The organism is Paenibacillus sp. B-A-8 (assembly GCF_048572915.1).
In the GTDB taxonomy this organism is placed as follows: Bacteria; Bacillota; Bacilli; order Paenibacillales; family Paenibacillaceae; genus Paenibacillus_AQ.
Map to the genome: position 1 here is coordinate 863,542 of NZ_CP183882.1, position 23,396 is coordinate 886,937.

The window sequence follows — 23,396 nt, forward strand, 5'->3', positions numbered from 1 at the left end:
AGAACCCACTCCTAATTGTTGGCTAAACTCTATCTTACCAAACCTAGGCGGTTATTTCAGCTGTATTTTTAACTTCAACGGGCAGTATAGTTTCTTTAGTCAGAGGTACAGGTTTATGAACAAACCGGACGATTACAATGTTAATCATCATAGCCCCGGCAAATACGCCTGCTAATCCCCATAAGAAGGGTGCTGGACTGATGGAACCAAACATTTGTGCCAAATAAGCTTGTACAGAATAATACATCGGTGTGATGCGGCCAAACCAATCGTATGGTGTATACATCATATCACGAGGCATGGTAGCACCATTGGCGATGGTTTGCATGAGCAGGATTGGAATATTTAAGACCATACCGCCTTCGCCAACTAGGAAGACCATAATCGCACATACGTTAAATGCAGCCATATACATTAGAATTTGCTGAGCAGCAACTGGTAACAGTAAGGATAGGTCTACATCTGCAATAGAGAATGCAATGGCTAATGCAACGACTGTTGATAATATAGCGATTAATAAAGCTGTGAATTGAACGAACATAAACAGTTTTGTCTTGCTTGCTTTCCCGCGGTTCGCTTTAAAAGAAGCAACTAATTGCATGGAGGCAATCATTGCCCCAACATATCCAGCCATAGTTAAGAACATAGGTAGCATGTTGTTGTGCATGCCGTCCGGAACATCATTGATGACAACATAATTCCCGACATAACTATTTTCAATTTGTGTAGCCATTGCGGTGGCTTGTTCTTCTGGTACGTTAAAGTTCATTAACACACCTTTTGCGGTTTGCTCTGAGAAGTTCGCGCTTAATTGTTTGTTAATTTCTCCTACAACGGAAGACATGGCTGAAGATACCATGGTGGCAGAAGCTTCGTTGACTGTGAAATCAATACTTGCGGATACCTTACCGCTTTGAACGTTGGCGGAAAATTCTTCTGGAATATGGACAACTAGAGCTAACTTATTATGTTCTAATTCATCCATCGCCTTTTTATTCGACACATCGGTTTTTATCGTTTTGAATGGTAAGCTCTCCGAAAACTGACTCGAAATCTGAGCCCCATATTGACCTGCATCATCATTGACGATAGCAATTTTTAAATCATCCATGTTCCCTGGAAGTGCTGTATACCCTGGTAAGAAAATACCAAGCATCGCAATGGCATAGAACACACCCATAAAAATAGAACCAATGGCCCCTTTGGACTTCAAAAACTGTGAAAACTTCAACTGTATACCTTCTTTCTTCTGAATAACACTTTTATTTTAGTACTCTAATTAAAGTACTTTTAACTGAGTGAGATTTATAGTACGATAATTCATTATAAATGTCAAATTTAAGATACAATGGGTAAGTAGTGAATGAATCATCATTCGGGTTGTTACATTGATATATAGTGGATGTGTTAATGTATTGATTAAAAGTGAATAACTGAAGGGACTTCGGACATGAACAAGGTTATTGTAATTGGTGCAGGGATATTAGGGGCTTCAGCAGCTTATCAGATAAGTAAGTTAGGTGCTGAGGTCATCATTATAGATCGTAAAGATGTTGGACAAGCAACAGATGCAGCAGCAGGGATTATTTGTCCATGGTTGTCTCAACGCAGAAACAAAGCATGGTATCGTCTTGCTAAGGCGGGAGCAAGCTTTTATCCAGCGCTTATTCAGGAATTGGAAGAGGCAGGAGAAGCCAAAACTGGATACGCAAAAGTAGGAGCGATATGTATTCATGAGGATTTGAAAAAGTTACTCGCGATGAAAGAAAGAGCGGAGCTTCGCAGAGAGGACGCCCCTGAAATAGGTGAGCTTACGATGTTGACGGATCTTGAAGCGCAAGAGAAGTTTCCATTATTGTCGGAAGGTTATCATGCGCTGCATGTATCGGGTGCAGCAAGAGTGGACGGACGTGAATTACGTGATGCTTTGCTAAGAGCGGCACAGCGTAACGGTGCGCAAATGATTGAGGGAGATGCTATTCTTGAGCATGCTGATCATGAAATTAAAGGGGTTAGCGTCGGAGAACAGACATTCACAGCGGATGAAGTGATTGTGTGCGCAGGGGCTTGGTCTAACGCTTTGCTTCATCCGCTTGGGATCATGCTTCAGGTGCGTTATCAGAAGGCTCAAATTATGCACTTGAAGCTTGCTCAACAAGCGAGTACCGAGCAATGGCCTGTGGTAATGCCGCCTACAGATCAATATATCCTTGCATTTGCGGATCAAAATATCGTGGCAGGTGCTACTCATGAAAATGATGTAGTAGGTTATGATACGGCTGTAACCGCAGGTGGCATGCAAGAGATTTTAAATAAAGGGCTTCAAACGGCTTCTGGTCTTGCAGATTGCAGCCTAAAGGAGATAAGAGTAGGGTTCCGTCCATTTACAGCAGATTTTCTTCCCGTGTTAGGCAGGGTTCAAGGCTGGAATAAACTAATTGTTGCTAATGGACTTGGGTCATCCGGATTAACGATGGGACCCTTTCTTGGTGAGCAGCTGGCCAAGCTAGCCATGAATCAACAGGTAGATATTCCCCTTGAAGACTATGCATTAGAGCATGCGATTAATTGATTAGAACGAGCACGTATGGAGGGGAAGTCCAAACATTCGCCGCAGTCACGCACTTACCTTAATAGAGCAATCTTAAGTTCAACTAATATAGCGAAGGTTTTTTTTATCCTTTATACTGAAAAGACCAATTTATCTTCCTAGGAGTTGTCTAACGAACCATGATAAAGAAAGAAGTCGCGCATATACGCAAGCAATTTAAGCTAGATCATGATTTAATGAATATTTACGATATTCTCAACGTGTATATTATGAAGGAAAGCAACGAGATCTATCATTGGGAGCGCCTGCCATTTGGAATGGTGGACAGAGAAAAGCAGGAGCTTTATATGGGCAATTTCAAAAAACTGCTGACAGGCGAGTTAGATCAGAAGCTGTTCGAGTTGAAGTTTCAAGCGGAAGCAGAGGAGCCAGCGCAGGTGATGCTTCACCAAGCTTTGGTGACAGGGGATCCAGATGAATGGCAGGACCTGATGCTGCTGCTCGTGGACAGAATGATGGCGGATACTCATTATGAACGCGATACGGTGATCACCTTCGTTCGTGGACAGTATTATCGCCCGACTAAAGATAGAAACGATGAAGCCGAGGAAAGTGAGAAAAACGAACTATTCGCGCATCCGTTTATTCTATGCAGCGTGAATTCCACGGAGAAGCAGCGGAAAGCTCTCTTATTTGATTATGTGGAGCGGGAATTCAAGTACAATGTCATTGTAGATCCGATCGTCAAGCTAAGTACACCGGAGCAGGGCTTCTTTTACCCGAGTGTGACGGACAATTATTCCGATGTGAACCGCATTCTGTATTGTACAGGTAAATCGAACTTCCCGGATCCGCATTTCGTCGGAGAGGTCTTGAATGCCGAAAGATCCATGACGGCACTGGAAGAGAGAGCGATATTCGAGGACATCGTGAAGGAAGTGGCGGGCGAACAGCTTGACGCAACCACCCTCGCACAGGTGTACGAGGAGATCCATCAGGTCATCGAAACCAACGACGATAAGGAAGAACCACCAAAGCTCGATTATAGAGATCTGGAACGCGTACTGACGGTAAGCGGCGTAGAGGACGTGACAACGGAAAAAGTGGAACGGGCGTTTGAAACGATCGTTGACGATAAGCATTATGAGATGAAGGCGAGTAGCGTGATGCCGAAATTCACTACCAAATCGATTAAGATCGAAACAAAGGTAGCTACGATTTCGGTCAGTCCGCAGGATTTAAAATATGTGAAACAGGTAAATCATCATGGGAGACGTTGTATCTTGATTGAGGTCGACGAAGATGCCGTGATCGAAGGATTTACACTTACTACAGAGACGCTTTAGACTCTTTTAACAGCGGGCTATCCTTAAAGTCTTTGATCAGACTTGGGATAGCCCTTTTTGTATTTGGATCAATTACGGTGCTTAAAGATATAGTTGATATATTCTTTTGCGCTAGTATTAATTTCTTCATCACTGGTATGGAGCTGTAGCCTTGAAATAGGTTGCGCATCGTTTGGATCAAACTGATTTACAGAATTGTTATCAAACTATTAAAAAAAAGTAGGGTTGTTCAAATCCCTTGGTAGAGCCAATGAAAGTGTTCCTAGTAATTTTGTAACCACTCTCCTAAAAATGAGTTGGCATTATTTAGCATCTATTATTCCTCTGAATTGGATATTTTATTTATATATTGTTTTATTTCAATAGGATAATGTTACCTCACCGTAACACTGTCCTAGGTTGCTAGGAATATAATAAGTCTGTATTCGACACCAACCTTTATAAACCATCGGAGGAAACACAATGAAAATTAAGAAAACATTATCCGTTGCATTATGTGTAGCAGCTGTCGCATCTTTCTCATCTCAAGCAATGGCAAATCCTGTCGCAACGCCAACAAGCGCAACAGTAGCGCCATCTGTTAATCAAGTAGGACAAAAGTTTACACTAGCTGGTGTCCAAACAAATGCAAACACAGTATTGATTGCAACACAAACTACGGATATTAATTTGGATGGAGTTAAAGATACGTTATATCTCATCGGCGACAAAAATGAATCTCCTGATTTCGACAACATTAATCTCATCGTTGTAAACGGCAAAACAAACAAAGTGTTAAACGCAGGGATGAAAGACTTCGGTGGTTTGAACGCGAAAATCAGCTATGTGAGTGATTTCAATAATGACCATGCACTTGATGTGATGATTACTGCGTACTCCGGTGGCAACCAAGGTTCTACCAATGCTAGAATCGTAACTTTTAAGAATGATACCCCTTCTATTATTCTGGGCGGGGATTTGAAGGTGAAGGGCGAACGGGCACTATTCAGAACATTAGAAGCGGTTGATGTGGAAAATGATGGCGTGAACGAGCTGCTTGGAATCAGAATCCTCCATGGCGAAGCTACTTCAGTGGTAACAGGCTATGAAAAAGTATGGTTCGCATACAAAAATGGCGAATTCGCAGCTACCAAAAGTGAAACTACCAAAGAAGATCCATTCAAGCAACCTGCACTTGGTGAACTGACTGTTGGACAATCTTTCGCATTGCAAGGTGTTAAAACAACAGATAAATCGGTTCTTATCCGTAAACAAGTCAACGATGTAAACAAAGATGGTGTTAATGATAAAATCTATCTGATCGGTGACAAAGCAGATGAGCTTGGTTATGTAACCAACATCAACCTGGTGGTTGTGGATGGCAAAACTAACACCGTGAAGGATGCAAAAATCAGCGGTTTCGATGGCTTTAAGCCAGAAATTCAATGGATTGGTGATTTCAATGGGGACAAAGCAAATGATGTCATGTTTACAGCATTCTCCGGTGGTAACAACGGTACGACCGATGCTTACATATTGTCTTTCGTAGGTGATAAGGTACAGCCGCTTTTGAGTGTAAAGCCTGTTGTGGATGGTAAAACAGCATTTTTCAACACTTTAGAGCAAGTGGATCTTAATAAAGATGGTGTATATGATTTGGTAGGGACTAGAAAAATTCGCGGTAACGCTGAAGCTATCGTTCTAGGCGAGGAAAAAACAACCTTCACCTTCAAAGATGGTGCCTTCAAGGTTGTGGGTACAGAAACCATTAAATCCGATAGCAAGCCAGCGACTACACCAGCTACAACTACAACAAGTGAATACACCGTTGGCAAACGCTTTGAGCTTAAGGGAATTCCAACGACAGCAAAAACAATTTTGCTAGCGAAACAAACAATGGATGTAACAGGTAATGGCGTTGCAGATAACGTATTACTGATTGGTAACAAGGATGCCGCAAATGGTGGCTTGGTTACAGATATTAACATCGTCGTTCTTGAAGGTAAAACTAAAAAAGTGATTAACAGTAATATCAAAGGCTTCGAGGGTTACCAACCAAAAATCAACTTCATTGGAGATTTTAACGGAGATAAATCTAAAGATGTCATGATTACTGTATACTCTGGTGGTAACAGCGGCAGCACCAATGCTTACGTAGTATCCTTCAAAGACAGTAGTGTTAAAGTTCTTCTTAACGAGTACGTGAAAGTGAATGGCAAACGTTCGCTCTACAATACGATGAAGGCTTCTGATGTAGACAAAAACGGAGTCTATGAAATTGTTGCAACAAAAACGATTCACGGTGGAGCTACTTCCGTAGTAAAAGGCGAAGAAACCTCTGTTCTTGCTTACAAAAATGGAGCATTTCAAATTAAATCGACGACTGTGAAGAAATCTAAATAATCTTATAGCAAAAACTAACAATGAGAGAGTTTCCAGATAACCATAAATAAGTGGTTACTGAGGGACTCTTTTTTGTGTTTTTAGTTGGATTAACTTATGTACCTGGTGAGGACGTCTAAAACTAAACTCTCCCTTGCACAATAAGTCTACTTAAGCGATTCAAGGCGTGGGATTGGGATGAAGCATCCGTTATACAACGTCTAGAGACTAAAGAAGAAATAGAATTCGCCTATAACTGTATGAAAAAAGAATATGATACATTCGATAAGATTTCGGTCAGCACAGGATCGATTATTTTCGAGGATTCTTTAACGTTGGATTTAGGGGGCATCACTTGCCAAATTCTCAAGGTAGGAGGGCCGCATGAAGCAGACTCTTGTGTTGTATATGTTAAAGAAGTAGAGGTTTTATTTGCAGGTGATGCACATAGTGGAGATTATTATCATGGAGAAGGTAAGATTGATCCCATAAAAATGAAGGAATATGTTGAGTTTTTAACAACTCTTTCATTTACTACGTATATCCCAGGACACGACGCCCCTATGAGCAAGGAGCAAATCATTCATGTGCTAAGTAGATTTTGTGAAGTGAAGTAAACAGGGACTCCCTTTCCCTATACCCACCCCGTAAACTCCAATATAGATGCTTTTGCAGATTGAGCTTCGGAATGTGCACCTTTACGCCATTGCTTGGGTGATTCGCCCATAAGCTTCGAGAAGCATCGGTTGAAGCTGGAAATGGACTGAAATCCGACTTGTTCGGAGATGGAGAGGATGGAAGCATCCGTGCTTTTTAACTGCTTGCAGGCCTCTTCAATACGGGTACTGTTTAGAAAATCGAGAGGTGCAGTTCCCATGATCTCGTGAAACTTTCTTCGAAAATGAGTGGTGCTTAGATGACACAGATCAGCCAGGTCAGCGATGGTGATAGGTGTCATATAGTTTTTAGTGATGTATTCCAGAACCGGAGAGATGACAAAATCGCCTTTCAGGTTATGCTCTATTTCTTGCTCTGCCAAGGGTTCATTCCGGGAATGGATTCTAAGCAGTTCTATATAAAGCGATAATAATAAGCCGTAGGCACTTTCTTGATAAAAAGGATTTTTGTGCTTCAATTCCTCTACGACCGATGTCGCAAGGGTATAAACCTTGGGATGTTCCTCCTTGTTCAAAATACAGTTCATCCCCTTGATCGCCCATAAATTTGGTTCGAAGTCGCTGTAAGCGCTTTTGAATGAATGCTGAAAGAGATCCTCAGGGGAAAAGAAGATATAAGACCAAAGACTAGCCTCATTTGGCGAACTATACGTTGTGTGAGGAAGATATCTAGGGATGAAGGTTACATCTCCGGCTTTAAAAGGTACAGATTCCCCTTTGATCTCCATAATGCCGCTATCCGAATGACAAATGCCAATCTCTAAATGGTTATGAAAATGGAGATGTTCACTTTTAATATCGGAAATCTTCCAACGTTCACCGCTTAACAGTAAAATTGGGAAGTTTATCGGCAAGCTGTAGTGGCGGTATTCAATGACGGGTTTCTTTTTTCTGGGCATAATCTCAATACTCCCGTTCCGTTGATTTGTGTAGATTATAGGTGAAAGAGCTTTCAAGTTCAACTGTATAAAGAGAACTTGATATTATACAATTTGGGAAAAAAGTGGCGGAGGAGAAGTTTGGAACTGTAGGAGCGTTAGCGTCCGCCTGAAAGCTTTCCATAGGAAAGCTCGCTTCGGAAGCATAAGCAGTCTGCAGATTTCCACCGCGAAGAGCGGTATAAAATCAAGAAATCTGCAGACAACAGCGACCGGAAGTCCAAAAATTCTCTGTAGTCACGGCCAATCCCGAAATATAAGAACCACTAGTTAATGATCGAAATTGCACAGTTTAGTTATGAATATGCTTAGAATCAGACTATTTTACTCCTTACAATAGAGTTAGTAAAGCGTTTACATAGTACGGCAGCTCTCAAGCGCCAATGAGGGCGTGTGCGAAAGAGAGGAGAATCAAGATGCTTCAATTAACTTATGACAGAGAAGAGATTCTAAGCGTCATCGACAAAGTAGTTAGAAAAACAATGACGATGGATTTAACATGGGACTGGCCTTGTGGTGTGGCTTATTATGGGGTATCCAGAGCTTATAAAACGACAGGTAATAAAGAGTATTTGGATATGCTTGTCCAGTGGGCAGATGAATATATTGAGCTGGGCCTGCCGGACTGGACGGTAAACACCTGTGCCATGGGGCATATGCTGATCACATTATATGAAGAAACAGGCAATCAGAAATATTGGGATATTGTAATGAGCAAGGTGGATTATCTGCAGAACCATGCGCTCAGATTCGGAGATCATGTGCTGCAGCATACCGTATCCGTCTCTAATGATTTTCCAGAGCAGGCATGGGCAGATACGTTGTTTATGGCGGCATTTTTTCTACTCAGAGTAGGAAGTAAATTAAACGATCAGGAAATGATCCAGGATGCCCTGAATCAATATTACTGGCATATCAAATACCTGCAAGACCCTAGCAGCGGGTTCTGGTACCATGGCTACAATAATGTGAAGCAGGATCATATGTCCGGACTATATTGGGGCAGAGCAAATGCTTGGGGCGCATATACCATGTCGCAAGTCAAAAAGCTTTTGAAAGAATGGTATTTGTATCCGGCGTGTATGGACGTGGAGTGTTCGCTGCGCGATCAATTGGCGGCACTCAAGCTTGTGCAAACGGAGAACGGCCTGTGGCGGACAGTGCTTGATGACGAAGAATCTTATGAAGAAGTATCTGCCTCTTGCGGGATAGCGGCTGCAATGATCAATAACGGCAATCCGCTGCATACTAAATGTGTACAAAAGGCCCTGAAGGGTGTCCTAAGCAATATCAGCGAGGATGGACGAGTACTGGGAGTATCCGGTGGAACAGCGGTTATGAAGGACCGGGAAGGCTATCGCAATATTCCAAAAGACTGGATTCAAGGCTGGGGTCAAGGCTTAGCACTCTCTTTTCTATCCGATATGCTTAAATAGGAGGGATCCAAGTTGTCCAAGCAAACAACCGGGGCCTTTACACTGCCGGGCGAATCCGGTTATGAGGCACTGACCTTAGAGTTAGCTGAACGGTGGGGTGCCGATGTCATCCGTGACAGTGACGGTACGCAGTTATCTGATGAGATTATCAACGCAGGATACGGCATTTATTCTACAATCTGTATCATCAGAGATCATAACGAATGGGCATCCCAGAACCCTGATAAGCTGCAGCAGAGCTTTTTAATTACCAATCCGAAGGTAGCGGTCGAAGATTATGTATCCATCTATTTGATGGAGGACTTTTTCGCTGAGCAATTTCGAGTAAATGATTCCAAAGAGGCGTTTAAGTACTGGCAGGTTTATGACCGAACTACAGGTGAAGAGATTCCAAGAGATCAGTGGAATTATGAGCGGGAATCAGGAAATGTGGTCATTACTGGCATTGCGCCTTGGCATAAGTATACTGTCAGCTTCATGGTCTACCGGATTTGGGAAGAGATCTCCATGTACAATCACACCACGAATCATTGGGAAAAAGAGCATTTGATGCAGATTGATCCCATCTATGTTGAAACGCAAAAATATTTACTCCATTGGATAGAAGATTGGTGTCATAAGCATAAGGAAACAACAGTGGTTCGGTTTACCTCACTCTTTTATAATTTCGCCTGGATCTGGGGCAGCAATGAGCGCAATCGCCATTTGTTCTCAGACTGGGGTTCATACGATTTTACGGTAAGCTCAAGAGCGCTTGATCTGTTTGCTCGGAAATATGGGTATTCGCTCACGGCCGAGGATTTTGTGAATGGTGGAAAATATCGAGTCAGTCATATCCCGGCGCATCAGCGCAAGCTGGACTGGATGGCATTTATCAATGATTTTGTCATCGGATTTAGTAAGCAGTTAATTGATATAGTGCATAAGCACGACAAGCTGGCGTATGTTTTCTATGATGATAGTTGGGTTGGTATGGAGCCTTACAATGATCGCTTTGAGGAGTTTGGCTTCGACGGAATGATTAAATGTGTGTTCTCAGGGTTCGAGGCAAGAATGTGTTCAGGTGTAAAAGTAGATACCCATGAGATTCGGCTGCATCCCTACTTATTTCCGGTTGGATTGGGAGGGCTTCCTACTTTTATGGAGGGAGGTAACCCTACACTAGATGCCAAAAAATATTGGATCAATATCCGGCGTGCTCTACTCAGAGAGCCTATAGATCGAATTGGATTGGGCGGATACTTGCATCTTGTAGAGCCTTACCCGGATTTTTGTGATTACATCGAAAAGATTGCAGGTGAATTCAGAGAAATAAAAGACCTGCATCATAAAGGCAAACCGTATCATATCAAGACTAAGGTAGCCATTCTGCATGCTTGGGGCAAATTGCGATCTTGGACCTTGTCCGGGCATTTCCATGAAACGTATATGCATGATCTGATTCATATCAATGAGGCTTTATCTGGATTGCCGATTGAAGTACAGTTTATTGATTTTGAGGATATCCGTCAGGGAATTTTAAAAGATTATGATGTAGTGATCAACGCCGGCTCTGCTGGTTCAGCATGGAGTGGTGGAGAACACTGGAGGGACAGCAAGTGCGTGGACTTACTGACAGAGTGGGTGTATGAAGGTGGTACTTTTATAGGTGTGAATCAGCCTTCGGCGCTTGAAGGGTATGACAGCTTTTTCAGAATGGCACATGTTCTCGGTGTGGATGAGGATACAGGCTCCAGAGTAGCGCATGGAAAATGGACATACGAAGTGAAGGATGAACTTGGTTTAGTTCCTGCTGGGACTACCATTAAGCCCAAAAACAACCTTAATCTTACCGATGGATCGGCAGCAGTTGTGAATGAAACGGATGGTCTAATAACACTGTCTACTCATGCTTTCGGTAAAGGAAAGGGGATCTATCTACCTTCTTTCACCTTCAGCTTTGAGAATACAAGATTGCTGCTGAATTTGATTCGTTTTGCGGGTAATGAGTTCACAGAAGCAAAGTACATTACAGATAACTTATATACAGAGTGTGCTTATTATCCGGCAAGTAAAATCCTCGTGGTGATTAACAATAGCGATGAACTTCAAAGCACTACGATTCAAACGGAGTATGGGCAACAAACCATGACATTAGATCCGTATGACACGATGATTAGAACAATTGGCGACTAGTAAAAATCGATGTAGGAACGGAAAAGCGATCCACGAGTATAAGACTTAAAAGCTCAAGCCTACGGCAGTCAGTCTGCGGATGCTTGGGCTTTTTTTTGCAGCGATAAACCATTCGCTCTTACCTACCTTAAGAAAAATTGTAACCAACGAAAAAAAACTATGCTTCCCCTCATGATAAATTGAATAAAGACTGATAAAATGAGGAATGGTTGAAAAGAGATCGGGATAACAGTGCTTTACTATATAATTTTTAAATAGACAGGTGAGGAAATGGTAGGTAACAAAGGAATAACAGATCAAATAAAAGAAGATAACTACAAAGTATTCGCTTTGCTTAGCCAGTATTTAAATCATTCACCAGACTTTATTCACGAAGATGAAATTGGAGAGATCGTAAAGTGTGGCGTAACTTATGAATACGCTTTTGGTCTACTATTGGCTTCTGCTTTTGGGATGGACACGGTTGATAATGCTGAGGATAAGGAATTGTTCAACAAATATTTTAACAATATGCTTCATAAGCTTGATGCAAATGAATTTTATGACAATCCGTATTATAAGAATATCAAGATACCAACTATAAAGATTGGTAATAGTGAATTGAAATATGAAACCTATAAACCTTTTGAAGGGTTTGTATGTAATGATATCATGCGGACTGCAGAGGGAAGACAAATTCCTCAAATCGGCTTTTTTGAAACGGAATTTAGCTTTCCCGCAGTATTAGAAAACGATAGGATCTGGATGACGATTACGCCTAATGAAATAGAAACGATGAAAGAAGCAGTGGATCAAGCGTTTGGGAATGTCCTTACTTTTGGACTGGGGCTTGGCTACTATGCATATATGGTATCTGAAAGAGTTAATGTCGAAAGCATTACGGTTGTTGAAATGAATGAAGATGTCATTCAGTTGTTTAATAACTACGTATTGCCACAATTCAAAAATGCTCACAAGATTAAGATTATCAAAGCAGATGCCTTCGAATATGCTCAAAAATATATGTCTAAAGGAAACTATGATTTTGTATTTACCGATTTATGGCATGATGTTTCGGATGGAATAGACATGTATTTAAAAATGAAAAAATTCGAAAAAGAAAGCCCTGATACTGTATTTACGTATTGGATAGAACAATCTATTTTATGTTATTTATAAAAAGAAGCTCAAGCCTGCGGTTATCTGCGGATGCTTGAGCTTTTTTGCTGTGTTGCACCGATTGACCCTTGCTATATTTTGAAGTTTTGTACGGTAAACCGGGTTAGACGTCCCGAATTTAGATCATGCTATGTGTTGAATCTGTTTATTTTATACATGTGGAGGAGGCTTTCCCTTGGATTGGCAGGATTTAATATTTAAATTCGTTGGTGGACTTGGGATTTTTCTGTTTGGTATTAAATATATGTCGGACGGGCTTCAGAAATCCGCTGGGGATAAAATGCGCGGCCTGCTTGAGAAGTATACATCCAATCCGATTTTGGGTGTTCTTGTCGGTATTAGCGTAACTGTGTTGATACAATCTTCTACGGGGACAACGGTTTTGGCGATCGGGCTTGTAAATGTGGGACTGATGACTTTACGTCAAGCCATTGGTGTAGTCATGGGCGCCAATATCGGAACAACAATGACAGCGTTTATTGTAGGGATCAAGATTGAAGAGTATGCCCTTCCCATTATTGCAGTAGGAGCTTTCTTCTTGTTCTTCATTCACAAAAAGCGATACCAGTATATTGGACAGATTATCTTTGGCTTTGGTACCTTGTTCCTGGGCCTTGGTACGATGGGAGGGGGACTTAAACCACTTCGGGAATTGCCTGCATTTACAGATTTTATGATTGAGCTGTCTCACCAGCCCGTCTTAGGCTTGATTGTCGGAACGGTATTTACAATGATTGTTCAGAGTTCGAGTGCAACGATTGGTATTCTACAGACAATAGCTGACGAAGGCATGATTAGTTTGCGGGGAGCTTTACCGATCTTGTTCGGTGACAATATCGGAACAACAATAACGGCGGTGCTTGCATCGATCGGTGCGACGGTGGCTGCTAAACGTACGGCTCTCGTACACGTTATTTTTAATATTGTTGGGGCCATTCTCTTCACGATCCTGTTACCGGTCGTATATAACATTGTCCTGTGGCTTGGAGAAGGTGTGAATATCCGTATGCAGATTGCTTATGCTCATGGTTTATTCAACGTTACAAATACATTGATCTTCCTGCCTCTTATTCCAGTGCTGGCTTGGATCGTAACAAAGGCTATTCCAGGCCAAATGCAGGAGATTCAGTTCAAAGCGATTTATCTGGATGAACGTTTTCTTGCGACACCTGCTATGGCTCTTGGACAAGCTCAGCATGAGATTGTACGGATGGGACAATATGCATACGAATCCCTTCAGGATGCAACAGGGTTCTTTTTCAATAAGGATACTAAATCTGCAGAGTTGGCACTTCAGAAGGAAGAGCTAGTAAATGAGCTGAACCGTAAAATCACCGATTATATCGTGAAAATTCACCAAAAGGGTCTTTCGCCGGGAGAATCTGAGAAGGCAACAGGCTGGTTCCAAACCGTAAGTGATCTGGAACGAATCGGCGACCACGCTGAGAATATAGTGGAACTAGGCGAATTCAGAATGACGAACAAGCTGGAGCTATCAGCCGAAGCGGCCGCTGAGCTTAAGGAAATGATTGAGGTTGCGAATCAGGCTGTGAATAAAGCACTAGTTGCCCTTGAACATAATGACAAGGATATAGCTAAAGAGGTGCTTCAACTTGAATTAAAGCTGGATGATCTGGAAATAGAGTACCGTAAGAATCATATTCAGCGTTTGCATAAGGATTTGTGTTCTGTTGGAACGGGGTCCATTTATCTTGACCTGCTGACCAATCTGGAGCGAATTGGTGATCATAGTAAGAATATTGCACAGTTCGTTTTGCACGAGTAATAAAATGCACCTCTAAGAATAGACATTGGATAACCTCTTCTGGGTTGTCCGATAAAATTCTGAGAGGTGTTTTTTTTGTGGTCAGTAAGGGATAGAAGAAACTTGATCTTATATTGATAGATACTGAGTTTCCCTTCCATGACATACAATAACGATATTATGAAAATCGATTATTCGAAATAAGCAGACACGCAAGAGGAGGGAAAATTATGCTCTCAAAGATGACCATTCTAAATGAGGTGGGTGTTCTCATTAATACAATCGATCAATTGTATACATCCAGCATCATTAATCGCAGAGGTAAGACAGCAGATGGCCAATTCTGCACAGAAGTAATTGCTGAAGAATTGCTGAGACTGGATATAAAAAATCGACTGAAGGAGATTAATGAAGTAGTAAGAGAGAAAGGGTATCGCGTGGCAACGCATAACGGGGTTGTTACTACCGGGCATAAGGAAGAGGACTCTAATCGAAAAGAAGAGCGAGTTGCCATCCAATTATTTAACTTGAGTCAAAGTGGTACAATATTCGATCATATTGGAAGGATTATCGACTATCAGGTCCCTTTAAAAAATAGTAGGGCAGATAAAGGATTAGGCAAGATTGATTTGATTTCTTTGGTGGATGATTGTATTGTTCTGATCGAATTTAAAATTAAAGAAAATCGAGAAACCCTCTTAAGATGTGTTCTTGAAATCGCGACATATTATCAGGTGCTGTCAAAGCCCAAGTTGTTGGAGAGTTATTCAAATGATTTTGGATCACCTAATCGCATAAAGAAAGCGGTTTTGATCGTTTTAGATTCCTTACAATATAAGGAGATGTTAGAACTTCGTAATGGGGAAAGAAGGCACTTGGAAAAGCTTATGGATGCGCTGGAGGTCCAAGTGTTTTGTATGGATCCTGTAAGTTTCGAAGTGCAGACGGTGTTTATTCATGAGGGACTTTGTAATCCCAAATCCGAAGGATGAAGCTGTACGGCTTCAGATTTACCGTTGGTTTTAATAAGTATTTAGTAGACGACTTTGGTCGTCTTTTTTATTTTGCAAGGACTTCAGACCTACTTTGTTGAATTAATACTAATAAGGTAATATTTACATAACTATAGGCATATATTGAAATTTCAATTTCTTTATTTTATTTCAACAGAGGGAGTTTAGGGGAATGATAAGAATTTGTATTTGTGATGACGAGCAATTACATAGCTCCAAATTAGAGAAGATCATTATGGATAGTCTGGTCTTGTATCAAAACATAGAGTTAGATATTGATATTTATGAATCCGGAAAATCATTATTGAAAGCCTTAAATGCTAGAAACGAAGAGTATCAAATATTATTCTTAGATATTGAAATGGGGATTCTAAATGGAATTGAGGTCGCTAGGGAAATTAGAAAAATAGACAAAAATATGATTATCATTTATGTTACCAGCTATGACAATTACACTATGGAAAGCTTTGAAGTTTCACCTTTTCGATACATACTAAAACCTATACAAGAAGAACAAATAAGTAAAGTATTACTTCACGCAATTGATGAGGTCAGAAGGAATAACCAGTACTTATTCTTCAAAACTCAAAATCTTAACTATCAAATTAAAAGCGAGACGATTCTATCCATTTCCTCTGAGAAAGGTAGGATTATACATGTTGTAACCGTTAATGACGAATTTTCATTCTATGGCACAATAAAAGAGATTGAAGAAATGCTTGATCCATTATCTTTTATAAAAGTAAATCAAGGCACCATTTTAAATTTAAATTACATACATATTGTTTCAGGGACTGATATTATTCTCACCAATAAGGAAAGTTTTGCAATTAGTAGAGGGCAGAGGAAAATAGTTAAAGATGCCTATAACCATTTCATAAAAAGGAGGATTGGCTTTTGAGACATATTGAGGTTATAAGCATTGCGGTTCTAGCTATTCTCTATACGCTTGTTCAGGTCACATCAATTTCTATTTATTTTAATGGATTTCTTAACCTCAGAATCTCAAAGTATAAATTCTATTCTTTAACCTTTCTTTCTATGGGAATCATAAAATTATTGTCTAGTGACACAAACGCTATGGTCAGGTTGCTTTTATTTGTTGTTCTTTTAAGTATCTGTATATTGTACTCATTCTACGGATCAATGGCTCGGAAGATTTACCACATTATCTTTTTTACGCTGATAACTACGCTTGCTGATTTAGCTCTGTCTATCATTACATATAATTATGATCAGAAATTTGAAGGCCAGTTATTTATTATGCTTGTCGTATATTTTAGTGCAAACTTTTTATCGTTGTTAATTGTAATGTTGTCAGCAAAGCTGCTGCTCTATTTTAGATCTGATAATGAGATCGGATTAAGTAATAAGGAATGTTTGTTATTAAGCATTGTTCCCTGTCTATCCTTATTGAGTATATATTGGATTTTCCAATATAAAGATATTAATCAATTCGTTCCTTGTATTTTCTTGTTAATTATTAATGTATGCATCATGCTGATCTACAATAGTTTAGAAGGGAAAAATTTTCTTATACATAAGTACTCCATAATGGAGACACAAAATAAATATTACGAAGAGAGCTTAGAGAATCAAAGGGAAATGTCTAAGCTAAAACATGATCTGAAAAATATTTTATTAAATATAGCCTATGGATTGGAGAGAAAAAAAACAGACGAGGTAAAAGAGGAGCTACAGGAGTTATTAAAAACCAATGTATTCTCATATAGATTATTAACCGGATGTATACCCATCGATGCCATTCTTAATAGTAAGTTAGAACAAACCAAGAAGTATAATATAGAATGCACTTTAGACCTACAAGTTCCTCATGACTTATTTATAGAACATACCATTGATCTAGCGGCCATTTTAGGGAATCTTTTAGATAATGCTGTTGAAGCCGTACTTAGATTAACAGAAGAAATAAAAAAGGAAATTGAAATTAAAATAAAGTTTAGTGAAGGTAAATTATTCATAATCATTGTAAACTCGTCGAATCATGTGAATGTGGACTTCTCCTATGGACGATTAATCTCTGAAAAAGGGAAAAATAGGTACGGCATTGGAATCAGCAGTATCAATGAACGAGTCAAAAAGTTAAAAGGATACTCAGACTTTTCATACGATGAGGGCTATTTTAATTCAATCGTAGTTTTACCAATTCCATAAGAACAAACGGCGGCGATTTCCCATTCATAATAATTGAATGGGAAATCGCCTTTTTGTTATGCAGATTACAACGAGTATTATGCCGATTACAACGAGCAACAAAAAAACAGAAATTATTGGTTTATGATTTCAGCATAAGGAATGAAATGTGACGAATAGTTCCCACTAATAAAAAATGAAAAGTGAAATAGGAGGATGGAAAAATTGTATTTCACGGATAGAGTAATGGATTTCCAGCTTGATGATGAGAGTATCTTATTAATAAATACAATCTCTAGTGCATTTGACATTATTGATTCAGATACTTATGAACGGATTGAGGAAATGAAGAAGGGATATTCCAATTTTGATGATAAAGATGAACTGATGCAAACTTTAATTAAGAGGGGCTACGTGTTTGAACAAAAAGAGAAAGAACAAGAGTTCATAAGAAAGTATGCTGAGATACACCAAAAGTATATTGAGAAAAATCTGGTTCGCAGCTTTACCATTTGTCCCACGATGGGTTGCAATTTAAGATGTACCTATTGCTTTGAGGGGGACGAGAATCTAAGTAATAAAAAAGTAATGACTGAAGAACAACTAACTATAATCCTTAATTATATTGATACTTGCATTACTGCACAAACAGAGATTGACACGCCAAAAACATCGATTTCCTTGTTTGGAGGAGAGCCCTTGTTACCTCAAAACATGCCAATTGTACAAAAGACACTTGATTTTGCAAAAGCAAGGGACATCGAAGTGAGAATTGTAACGAATGGAACAACAATAAAATACTACAGTAAGCTTTTGAAAATGTATGATAATGTCATCATTCAGATCACCTTGGATGGTTCAAAGTCTATTCATGATGTCAGACGAATTGGAGTCAGTGGGAGAGGAACCTTTGATCTCATCGAATCAAGTATTGATTTACTGACTGAAATGAAAATAAAAACGCATTTGCGAACAAACATAAATCAAGATAATATCGATTCTTTAAGCGATTTGGTCCATTTTATCAAGGAAAAGAAATGGGTGGAATCAGGCTATGTATATCCTTATGTAGCACCAGTATTAGAGTATTGTGACGGTTCGAACAACTCTATGAAAGAAAGTGAGTTATACTCCAGAGTTCTTGAAATCGAACCCACATTAGGATCTGAAGATTCGATTATTAAAATGGTTGTTTCTCCATGTGTGAATTACCTACAATCGTTCTTTGATTCAAATAATCAAATGAAACCTTGGAAGCTAAATTATTGTGAGGCTACTTCTGGTGGTAATTTAGTATTCTCTCCCGATGGAAATATTTCTACTTGCTTAATGCTAGCCGGTAAGGGGCATCATCAAATCGGATCCTATGACGGCGAAAGTGTAAAGCTTGATCCAAATCTTGAGGGAATGTGGAAAGATCGAACTATACTACGAATTCCACAATGCAAAGAATGCAAGTACGGTCTGATTTGTGGTGGGGGTTGTCCTATAGCAGCCATAGACATAAACCAGGATATTGATTGTCCTGTATGCAGTGATATTGAAGATACAATGAAAGCTTTTGTGAATACAAGAAAGCATCAAATTCTACAAAAGGTGTGATGAGCATGGAGGGGCTGCTACAAGTAAAGCAATATGAAACTAGACAAGAGCTTGATGTAGACGGCAATAGCTTTTATATATTATCGTTTGATCAATCCAGCCATATCAAAGTATCACCTAGAGCAAAAGAAATCATTGATAAGTTAGATGGAACGAACAGTAATGAAGAGATTATTAATGATCTCAATGCAAAAGGTATTAGTATTACAGATAAGGAATTTGATTATTTTATTAAAAAATTTCTTGTTCCTAAAAATATGATGACAAATTCCTCTAACAAATCTGGTGAGAAAAAAAAAAGCTACCTTTGGTTACATCTTCCGATCATTGAGTCATCGAAGTTCCGTGGACTATATTCAATACTGAAATATCTACTCTATAGTCGTTGGGTTGTTATCCCATTGCTGATCATTGTAAGTATTTGTGGAGTATTTTCGGTGATGCATCTTTCAAAATATCCAACGGATATTTTTAATAACCTGAACACTATTCTTGTTATTTTTTTAGTGTATCTCTCCATGTTTATTCATGAGCTGGGGCATGCAACAGCAGCTTATAAGTACGATGTTAACGTTGGGAAAATAGGTATCGGAATTTATTTAACCTATTTTGTGTTCTTTATTGATATGACAAATACTTGGCGTTTAGATAAAAACAAAAGAATTATCAATGATGTCAGTGGGATGTACTTTCAAGTACTCACTACAATTCCAATATTCGTGTGTTATATGATATCACATAATATTTCTTTACTTATCGGCATTGTTCTTATTCTAATGACGTCGGCGATGAACCTTATACCATTCTTAAGAATGGATGGATACTGGCTGTTGTCGGATTATCTAAATGTTCAAAATATTCAGGTCAAAGCGTTTAAGTCAATCAAAGAGATGACTGTAGAATTAATAAATGCAAAGAGAGCAAGAAAAATGGATGAACACTATTCAATCAGTAAGTCTGTATATGTGTATGGTATTTACAGTAGTGTATATGTACTTACTACATGTTTGATTATTCTGTCTCTTCTGTACTCTGTCATGGGCTTAATTCAAAATCATGATTTGTTAATCAACAAATTTATATCCTTACAGCAAAATATAATACATGGAAATATATCTAATGTTTTAGTTGATCTAAATAACCTATTTATTCTGTTTATACCGGTGATCTTTGTTGTTAGCCTGTTGGCATCCTTCTTAAAAAGACTTTACCTCACTTTGAAAATTAAAGGAGGCTTGAAGGCACAATGATTGAGTGTGTAAATGTTAAAAAAGATTTTAGCACTGATAAAAATGTGCAGCATGTTCTAAAGGGAATTGATTTAACCATTGAGCAAGGCGACTTCATTACCATAATGGGGAAATCGGGAAGTGGAAAAACGAGTTTTTTAAATTGTATTTCATTGTTAACAGATGTAACAGAGGGTCAGATCTTAGTGGATGGAAGATCCATTGATACCAAGAATAGAAAAGAGATCGAACAGATCAGGCAAGATTACATTGGACTTGTATTTCAAAACTCAAATCTAATCCCTTGTTTGTCACCCTTAGAAAATTTGATTATTGCTATTCATGAAAATTTATCGTATGCAAAGAAAAAGAGTCGTGCAATGGAAATGCTAGAAAGAGTGGGATTAACAAGCAAACATAGTCATAAGACACCGACACTTTCTGGTGGGGAAATGCAAAGAGTCGCCATTGCGAGGGCCTTAATTAATAATCCCAAGATGATTCTATGTGATGAACCAACAGGAGCTTTAGACGCTGCCACCGGCAAGAGCATAATGGACTTCCTTCTAGAAGTAAGTACTTCTTATAACAGCGCATTAGTGATAGTTACTCATGATCATTCCATTGGAAGTTTGGGTAAACGACAATATTTAATGAATGAGGGGTTGTTAAATGAAATATAGAGAATTATTTAAACTCTATAATCTTAAAAACCTAAACCAAAATAAATGGTCAATGTTTTTTATAGCCCTTTCAATCGTAATTACAATGACCGTTTCGCTTATTTTGCCTCAAATAAGAATGAGTAAGCAGGAATACATTAATCAGGCTATGCAAGAATCTAACCCTGCTGATCTTGTAGTCACACAATCTTTTCCTTCTAAGAGCTTTGATAAAGCTATAAGCGCATATGAGCAGGAAGGAATTCAAACCTCCTATGTTCATTCAGCCCCTGTCTATCTTAAAAATGAAAATAACCAAATGATGCTCTATCTTCTATCCGGTTACGAAAATTTATCCGAGGATGAGGTTGTAATCTCTGAAGGATTGGCGAACAAGCAGCATTTAAATGTAGGAGATACAATCCATCTAATAGGAATTAAGGAACAAGATAAAGCTTTAAAGATCACGAGAATAGAATATCTCCCTATTGATGTTGTGGATGATGCCCAGGTTTCTGGTTATATCAAGACTAACAATTTAGAATCCTCCTATCATTCTGACGCTGGATTAGTATTTATTTCCGGTAAATCCGGAGAGTTATTGAAACAAGAACTGCAAACCCTGGAGTCTGGTTATAAATACAAAACAATTGAAGATAGAAGAAATGAATTATTCTCAGACTTAGATAAACAGATTATGGCTTTGAATTTGATTAGTACTGTAGGGTACTTATTAGCAATCGCCGTGTTGATTAGTGGGATTACGATGTTGATTGTGAGAAGCCAAAAAGATATTGCTGTGTTAATGCTAATTCCTATCAAGATGAAGGACATTATTAAGGCAATGAAATTAGAGATCAATATTTTGATCTTTACCCCATTAATTTTGTCCGTTATTTTCAGCATTCCACTCGCAAAAATGATTTTAGCTGCAGAAAATATTAGTGTTAATTACACAGCCGCTTATATGATAAATATTCTTAAATTTGTAGTCTTTAATATTTTTGTATTCCTTTTGTACAGAAATATTGCACTAAAGTATATGGTCAATCTAGATCCTGTTCTTATTGTCAAAGGAGATCATGGTCTCCCTAAAAGGAATAGGCTAAGAAATTTTGGGATTATGCTATCTCTCCCAGTTGTCTTTTCCGTATATGCAGTTTTATTGGGTAGTGGTACATCCATGGCGAGTAACTTTATTTTATTAATTACGTTATGCGCTATTTTTATAGGGATATTACTGCTCATTGAGCTGATTACAAGACTTCCAGTATGGAAATATCATCGTAGTACCTTATATACATTTAAAGAAATTAAAAAAAATAAGCTCGTTTTTGTAATAGGGATTTTAAATTTAACCATGATGCTTTGGTTTATTCTAATAGGCTTTGGGTTAGCAAACACCTTAAAGGAATCTGTTGATATGGGGTATCAACAATCCTTACCCTATAACTATTTAATGAAGACAAGTGATGAAGAGGCTCTAAATCAGGTGTTGGTTAACTCCGGTGATATAAAGACATTCACGATAATGCACTATATGGATGCAAAGATAGAAAATGATGAGGTCTCCAACAAACAAGTTCGTATCAATGAAATTGACCAAAAGAACTATACCTCAAAATTTAAAATTACCGAGGGGCAAGATGTCTTTGAAGGAAATCCAAGAGAAATACTCATCTCAAAAGCATATGCAGACGCCTATAAAATCAATATTGGAAATACCCTAGAAATTACGAACGAAGAGAAAACTGTGAATTATAGAGTAAAGGGAACCTACGATTCTGCTGGTATCAATAATAATTGGATGTTGAAAGCTTCCGAAAATCAATATAGCGATACAATTTATTTGGTAAGAGCAATTGATGATGGATTCCTTAATGAAGTGAAGGATAGCTATATTGCTAACATGAATGTAGTTGGAGATTACCTGTTATCTAAAATGGATTCATTCTTAACTAGTTTTAAATATATCTGTTTTCTTTTCATCGTGGCAGCAGTCATATTTAACGTTAATTTACTTAGCTTAATGAATGATCTCAATAGAAAAGAGTATGCAATCATCCGGTCTTTAGGCATTGGTAAGAAAATTCTTGTGAAGCAATATATGATCAAAGCCATAATTAGCATAATATGTTCGCTTACGATGTCATTGGTTCTATTTTCTGTAGTTATATCCGTTGCTGTTTCAGCTATTTCTAAAGGAAATGCAATTATTGATGGAAGTATGTATGTATTTATCATTGTTATATCTGTTTTGTTTGTACTTGTAGGAAATATATCTCTTTTCAGTGGAAAATATAATGATTTAGAAGTGATTAGAGAATGA

The 23,396-nt window shown here is 38.7% G+C and carries 17 protein-coding genes; 15 read left to right on the plus strand and 2 right to left on the minus strand.

The window, feature by feature from the left end; all coding sequences use genetic code 11:
* Positions 1-43: 43 nt before the first annotated feature.
* Positions 44-1,231: a YhgE/Pip domain-containing protein gene (locus tag ACN6MV_RS03875; protein ID WP_419885756.1), complete on the minus strand. Its 1,188-nt coding sequence runs from the start codon at positions 1,229-1,231 to the stop codon at positions 44-46.
* A gap of 219 nt (positions 1,232-1,450) precedes the next feature.
* Here ACN6MV_RS03875 and ACN6MV_RS03880 point away from each other — a divergent pair, with 219 nt between their 5' ends.
* The 4 genes from ACN6MV_RS03880 to ACN6MV_RS03895 all read left to right on the plus strand — a co-directional run bounded on the left by ACN6MV_RS03880 (position 1,451) and on the right by ACN6MV_RS03895 (position 6,875).
* On the plus strand, positions 1,451-2,572 hold the full coding sequence (locus ACN6MV_RS03880; protein WP_419885757.1) for an NAD(P)/FAD-dependent oxidoreductase: 1,122 nt from the start codon (positions 1,451-1,453) through the stop codon (positions 2,570-2,572).
* A gap of 158 nt (positions 2,573-2,730) precedes the next feature.
* A complete protein-coding gene (locus tag ACN6MV_RS03885) occupies positions 2,731-3,897 on the plus strand; it encodes a DUF4317 domain-containing protein (protein WP_076120134.1) in 1,167 nt (388 codons plus the stop codon).
* Between the two features lie 462 nt (positions 3,898-4,359).
* Complete coding sequence (locus ACN6MV_RS03890) at positions 4,360-6,279, plus strand: hypothetical protein (protein ID WP_419885758.1); 1,920 nt, start codon at positions 4,360-4,362, stop codon at positions 6,277-6,279.
* A gap of 239 nt (positions 6,280-6,518) precedes the next feature.
* Entirely contained in the window at positions 6,519-6,875 is a 357-nt protein-coding gene (locus ACN6MV_RS03895; protein WP_419885759.1) for a hypothetical protein, read from the plus strand.
* A gap of 17 nt (positions 6,876-6,892) precedes the next feature.
* On the opposite strand, the gene ACN6MV_RS03900 is transcribed toward ACN6MV_RS03895, so the two are convergent.
* A complete protein-coding gene (locus ACN6MV_RS03900; RefSeq protein ID WP_076120131.1) occupies positions 6,893-7,834 on the minus strand; it encodes an AraC family transcriptional regulator in 942 nt (313 codons plus the stop codon).
* Positions 7,835-8,289: 455 nt separating this feature from the next.
* Here ACN6MV_RS03900 and ACN6MV_RS03905 point away from each other — a divergent pair, with 455 nt between their 5' ends.
* From ACN6MV_RS03905 to ACN6MV_RS03955, 11 genes are all read left to right on the plus strand, one after another.
* On the plus strand, positions 8,290-9,309 hold the full coding sequence (locus ACN6MV_RS03905) for a glycoside hydrolase family 88/105 protein (protein WP_375104773.1): 1,020 nt from the start codon (positions 8,290-8,292) through the stop codon (positions 9,307-9,309).
* A 12-nt stretch (positions 9,310-9,321) separates the two neighbouring features.
* A complete protein-coding gene (gene gnpA / locus ACN6MV_RS03910; RefSeq protein WP_375104774.1) occupies positions 9,322-11,484 on the plus strand; it encodes a 1,3-beta-galactosyl-N-acetylhexosamine phosphorylase in 2,163 nt (720 codons plus the stop codon).
* Between the two features lie 270 nt (positions 11,485-11,754).
* On the plus strand, positions 11,755-12,642 hold the full coding sequence (locus ACN6MV_RS03915) for a hypothetical protein (protein ID WP_375104775.1): 888 nt from the start codon (positions 11,755-11,757) through the stop codon (positions 12,640-12,642).
* A gap of 175 nt (positions 12,643-12,817) precedes the next feature.
* The gene (locus ACN6MV_RS03920) at positions 12,818-14,428 is read left to right on the plus strand and encodes a Na/Pi cotransporter family protein (RefSeq protein ID WP_341110417.1); all 1,611 of its coding nucleotides are present in this window, start codon (positions 12,818-12,820) and stop codon (positions 14,426-14,428) included.
* A gap of 209 nt (positions 14,429-14,637) precedes the next feature.
* Positions 14,638-15,399: a hypothetical protein gene (locus tag ACN6MV_RS03925; RefSeq protein WP_339289211.1), complete on the plus strand. Its 762-nt coding sequence runs from the start codon at positions 14,638-14,640 to the stop codon at positions 15,397-15,399.
* Between the two features lie 193 nt (positions 15,400-15,592).
* Positions 15,593-16,321: a LytR/AlgR family response regulator transcription factor gene (locus tag ACN6MV_RS03930; RefSeq protein WP_042124123.1), complete on the plus strand. Its 729-nt coding sequence runs from the start codon at positions 15,593-15,595 to the stop codon at positions 16,319-16,321.
* The gene (locus tag ACN6MV_RS03935) at positions 16,318-17,595 is read left to right on the plus strand and encodes a GHKL domain-containing protein (RefSeq protein ID WP_419885760.1); all 1,278 of its coding nucleotides are present in this window, start codon (positions 16,318-16,320) and stop codon (positions 17,593-17,595) included. The genes ACN6MV_RS03930 and ACN6MV_RS03935 overlap by 4 nt, the downstream gene beginning before the upstream one ends.
* Positions 17,596-17,790: 195 nt before the next feature.
* Positions 17,791-19,176 carry a radical SAM protein gene (locus ACN6MV_RS03940; protein WP_375104777.1) on the plus strand — a complete coding sequence of 462 codons (1,386 nt, stop codon included), beginning with the start codon at positions 17,791-17,793 and terminating at the stop codon, positions 19,174-19,176.
* Positions 19,177-19,181: 5 nt separating this feature from the next.
* A complete protein-coding gene (locus ACN6MV_RS03945; RefSeq protein ID WP_339289214.1) occupies positions 19,182-20,426 on the plus strand; it encodes a hypothetical protein in 1,245 nt (414 codons plus the stop codon).
* Positions 20,423-21,088 carry an ABC transporter ATP-binding protein gene (locus tag ACN6MV_RS03950; RefSeq protein ID WP_419885761.1) on the plus strand — a complete coding sequence of 222 codons (666 nt, stop codon included), beginning with the start codon at positions 20,423-20,425 and terminating at the stop codon, positions 21,086-21,088. Before ACN6MV_RS03945 ends, ACN6MV_RS03950 begins: the two co-directional genes overlap by 4 nt.
* Positions 21,078-23,396: an FtsX-like permease family protein gene (locus ACN6MV_RS03955; protein WP_419885762.1), complete on the plus strand. Its 2,319-nt coding sequence runs from the start codon at positions 21,078-21,080 to the stop codon at positions 23,394-23,396. Before ACN6MV_RS03950 ends, ACN6MV_RS03955 begins: the two co-directional genes overlap by 11 nt.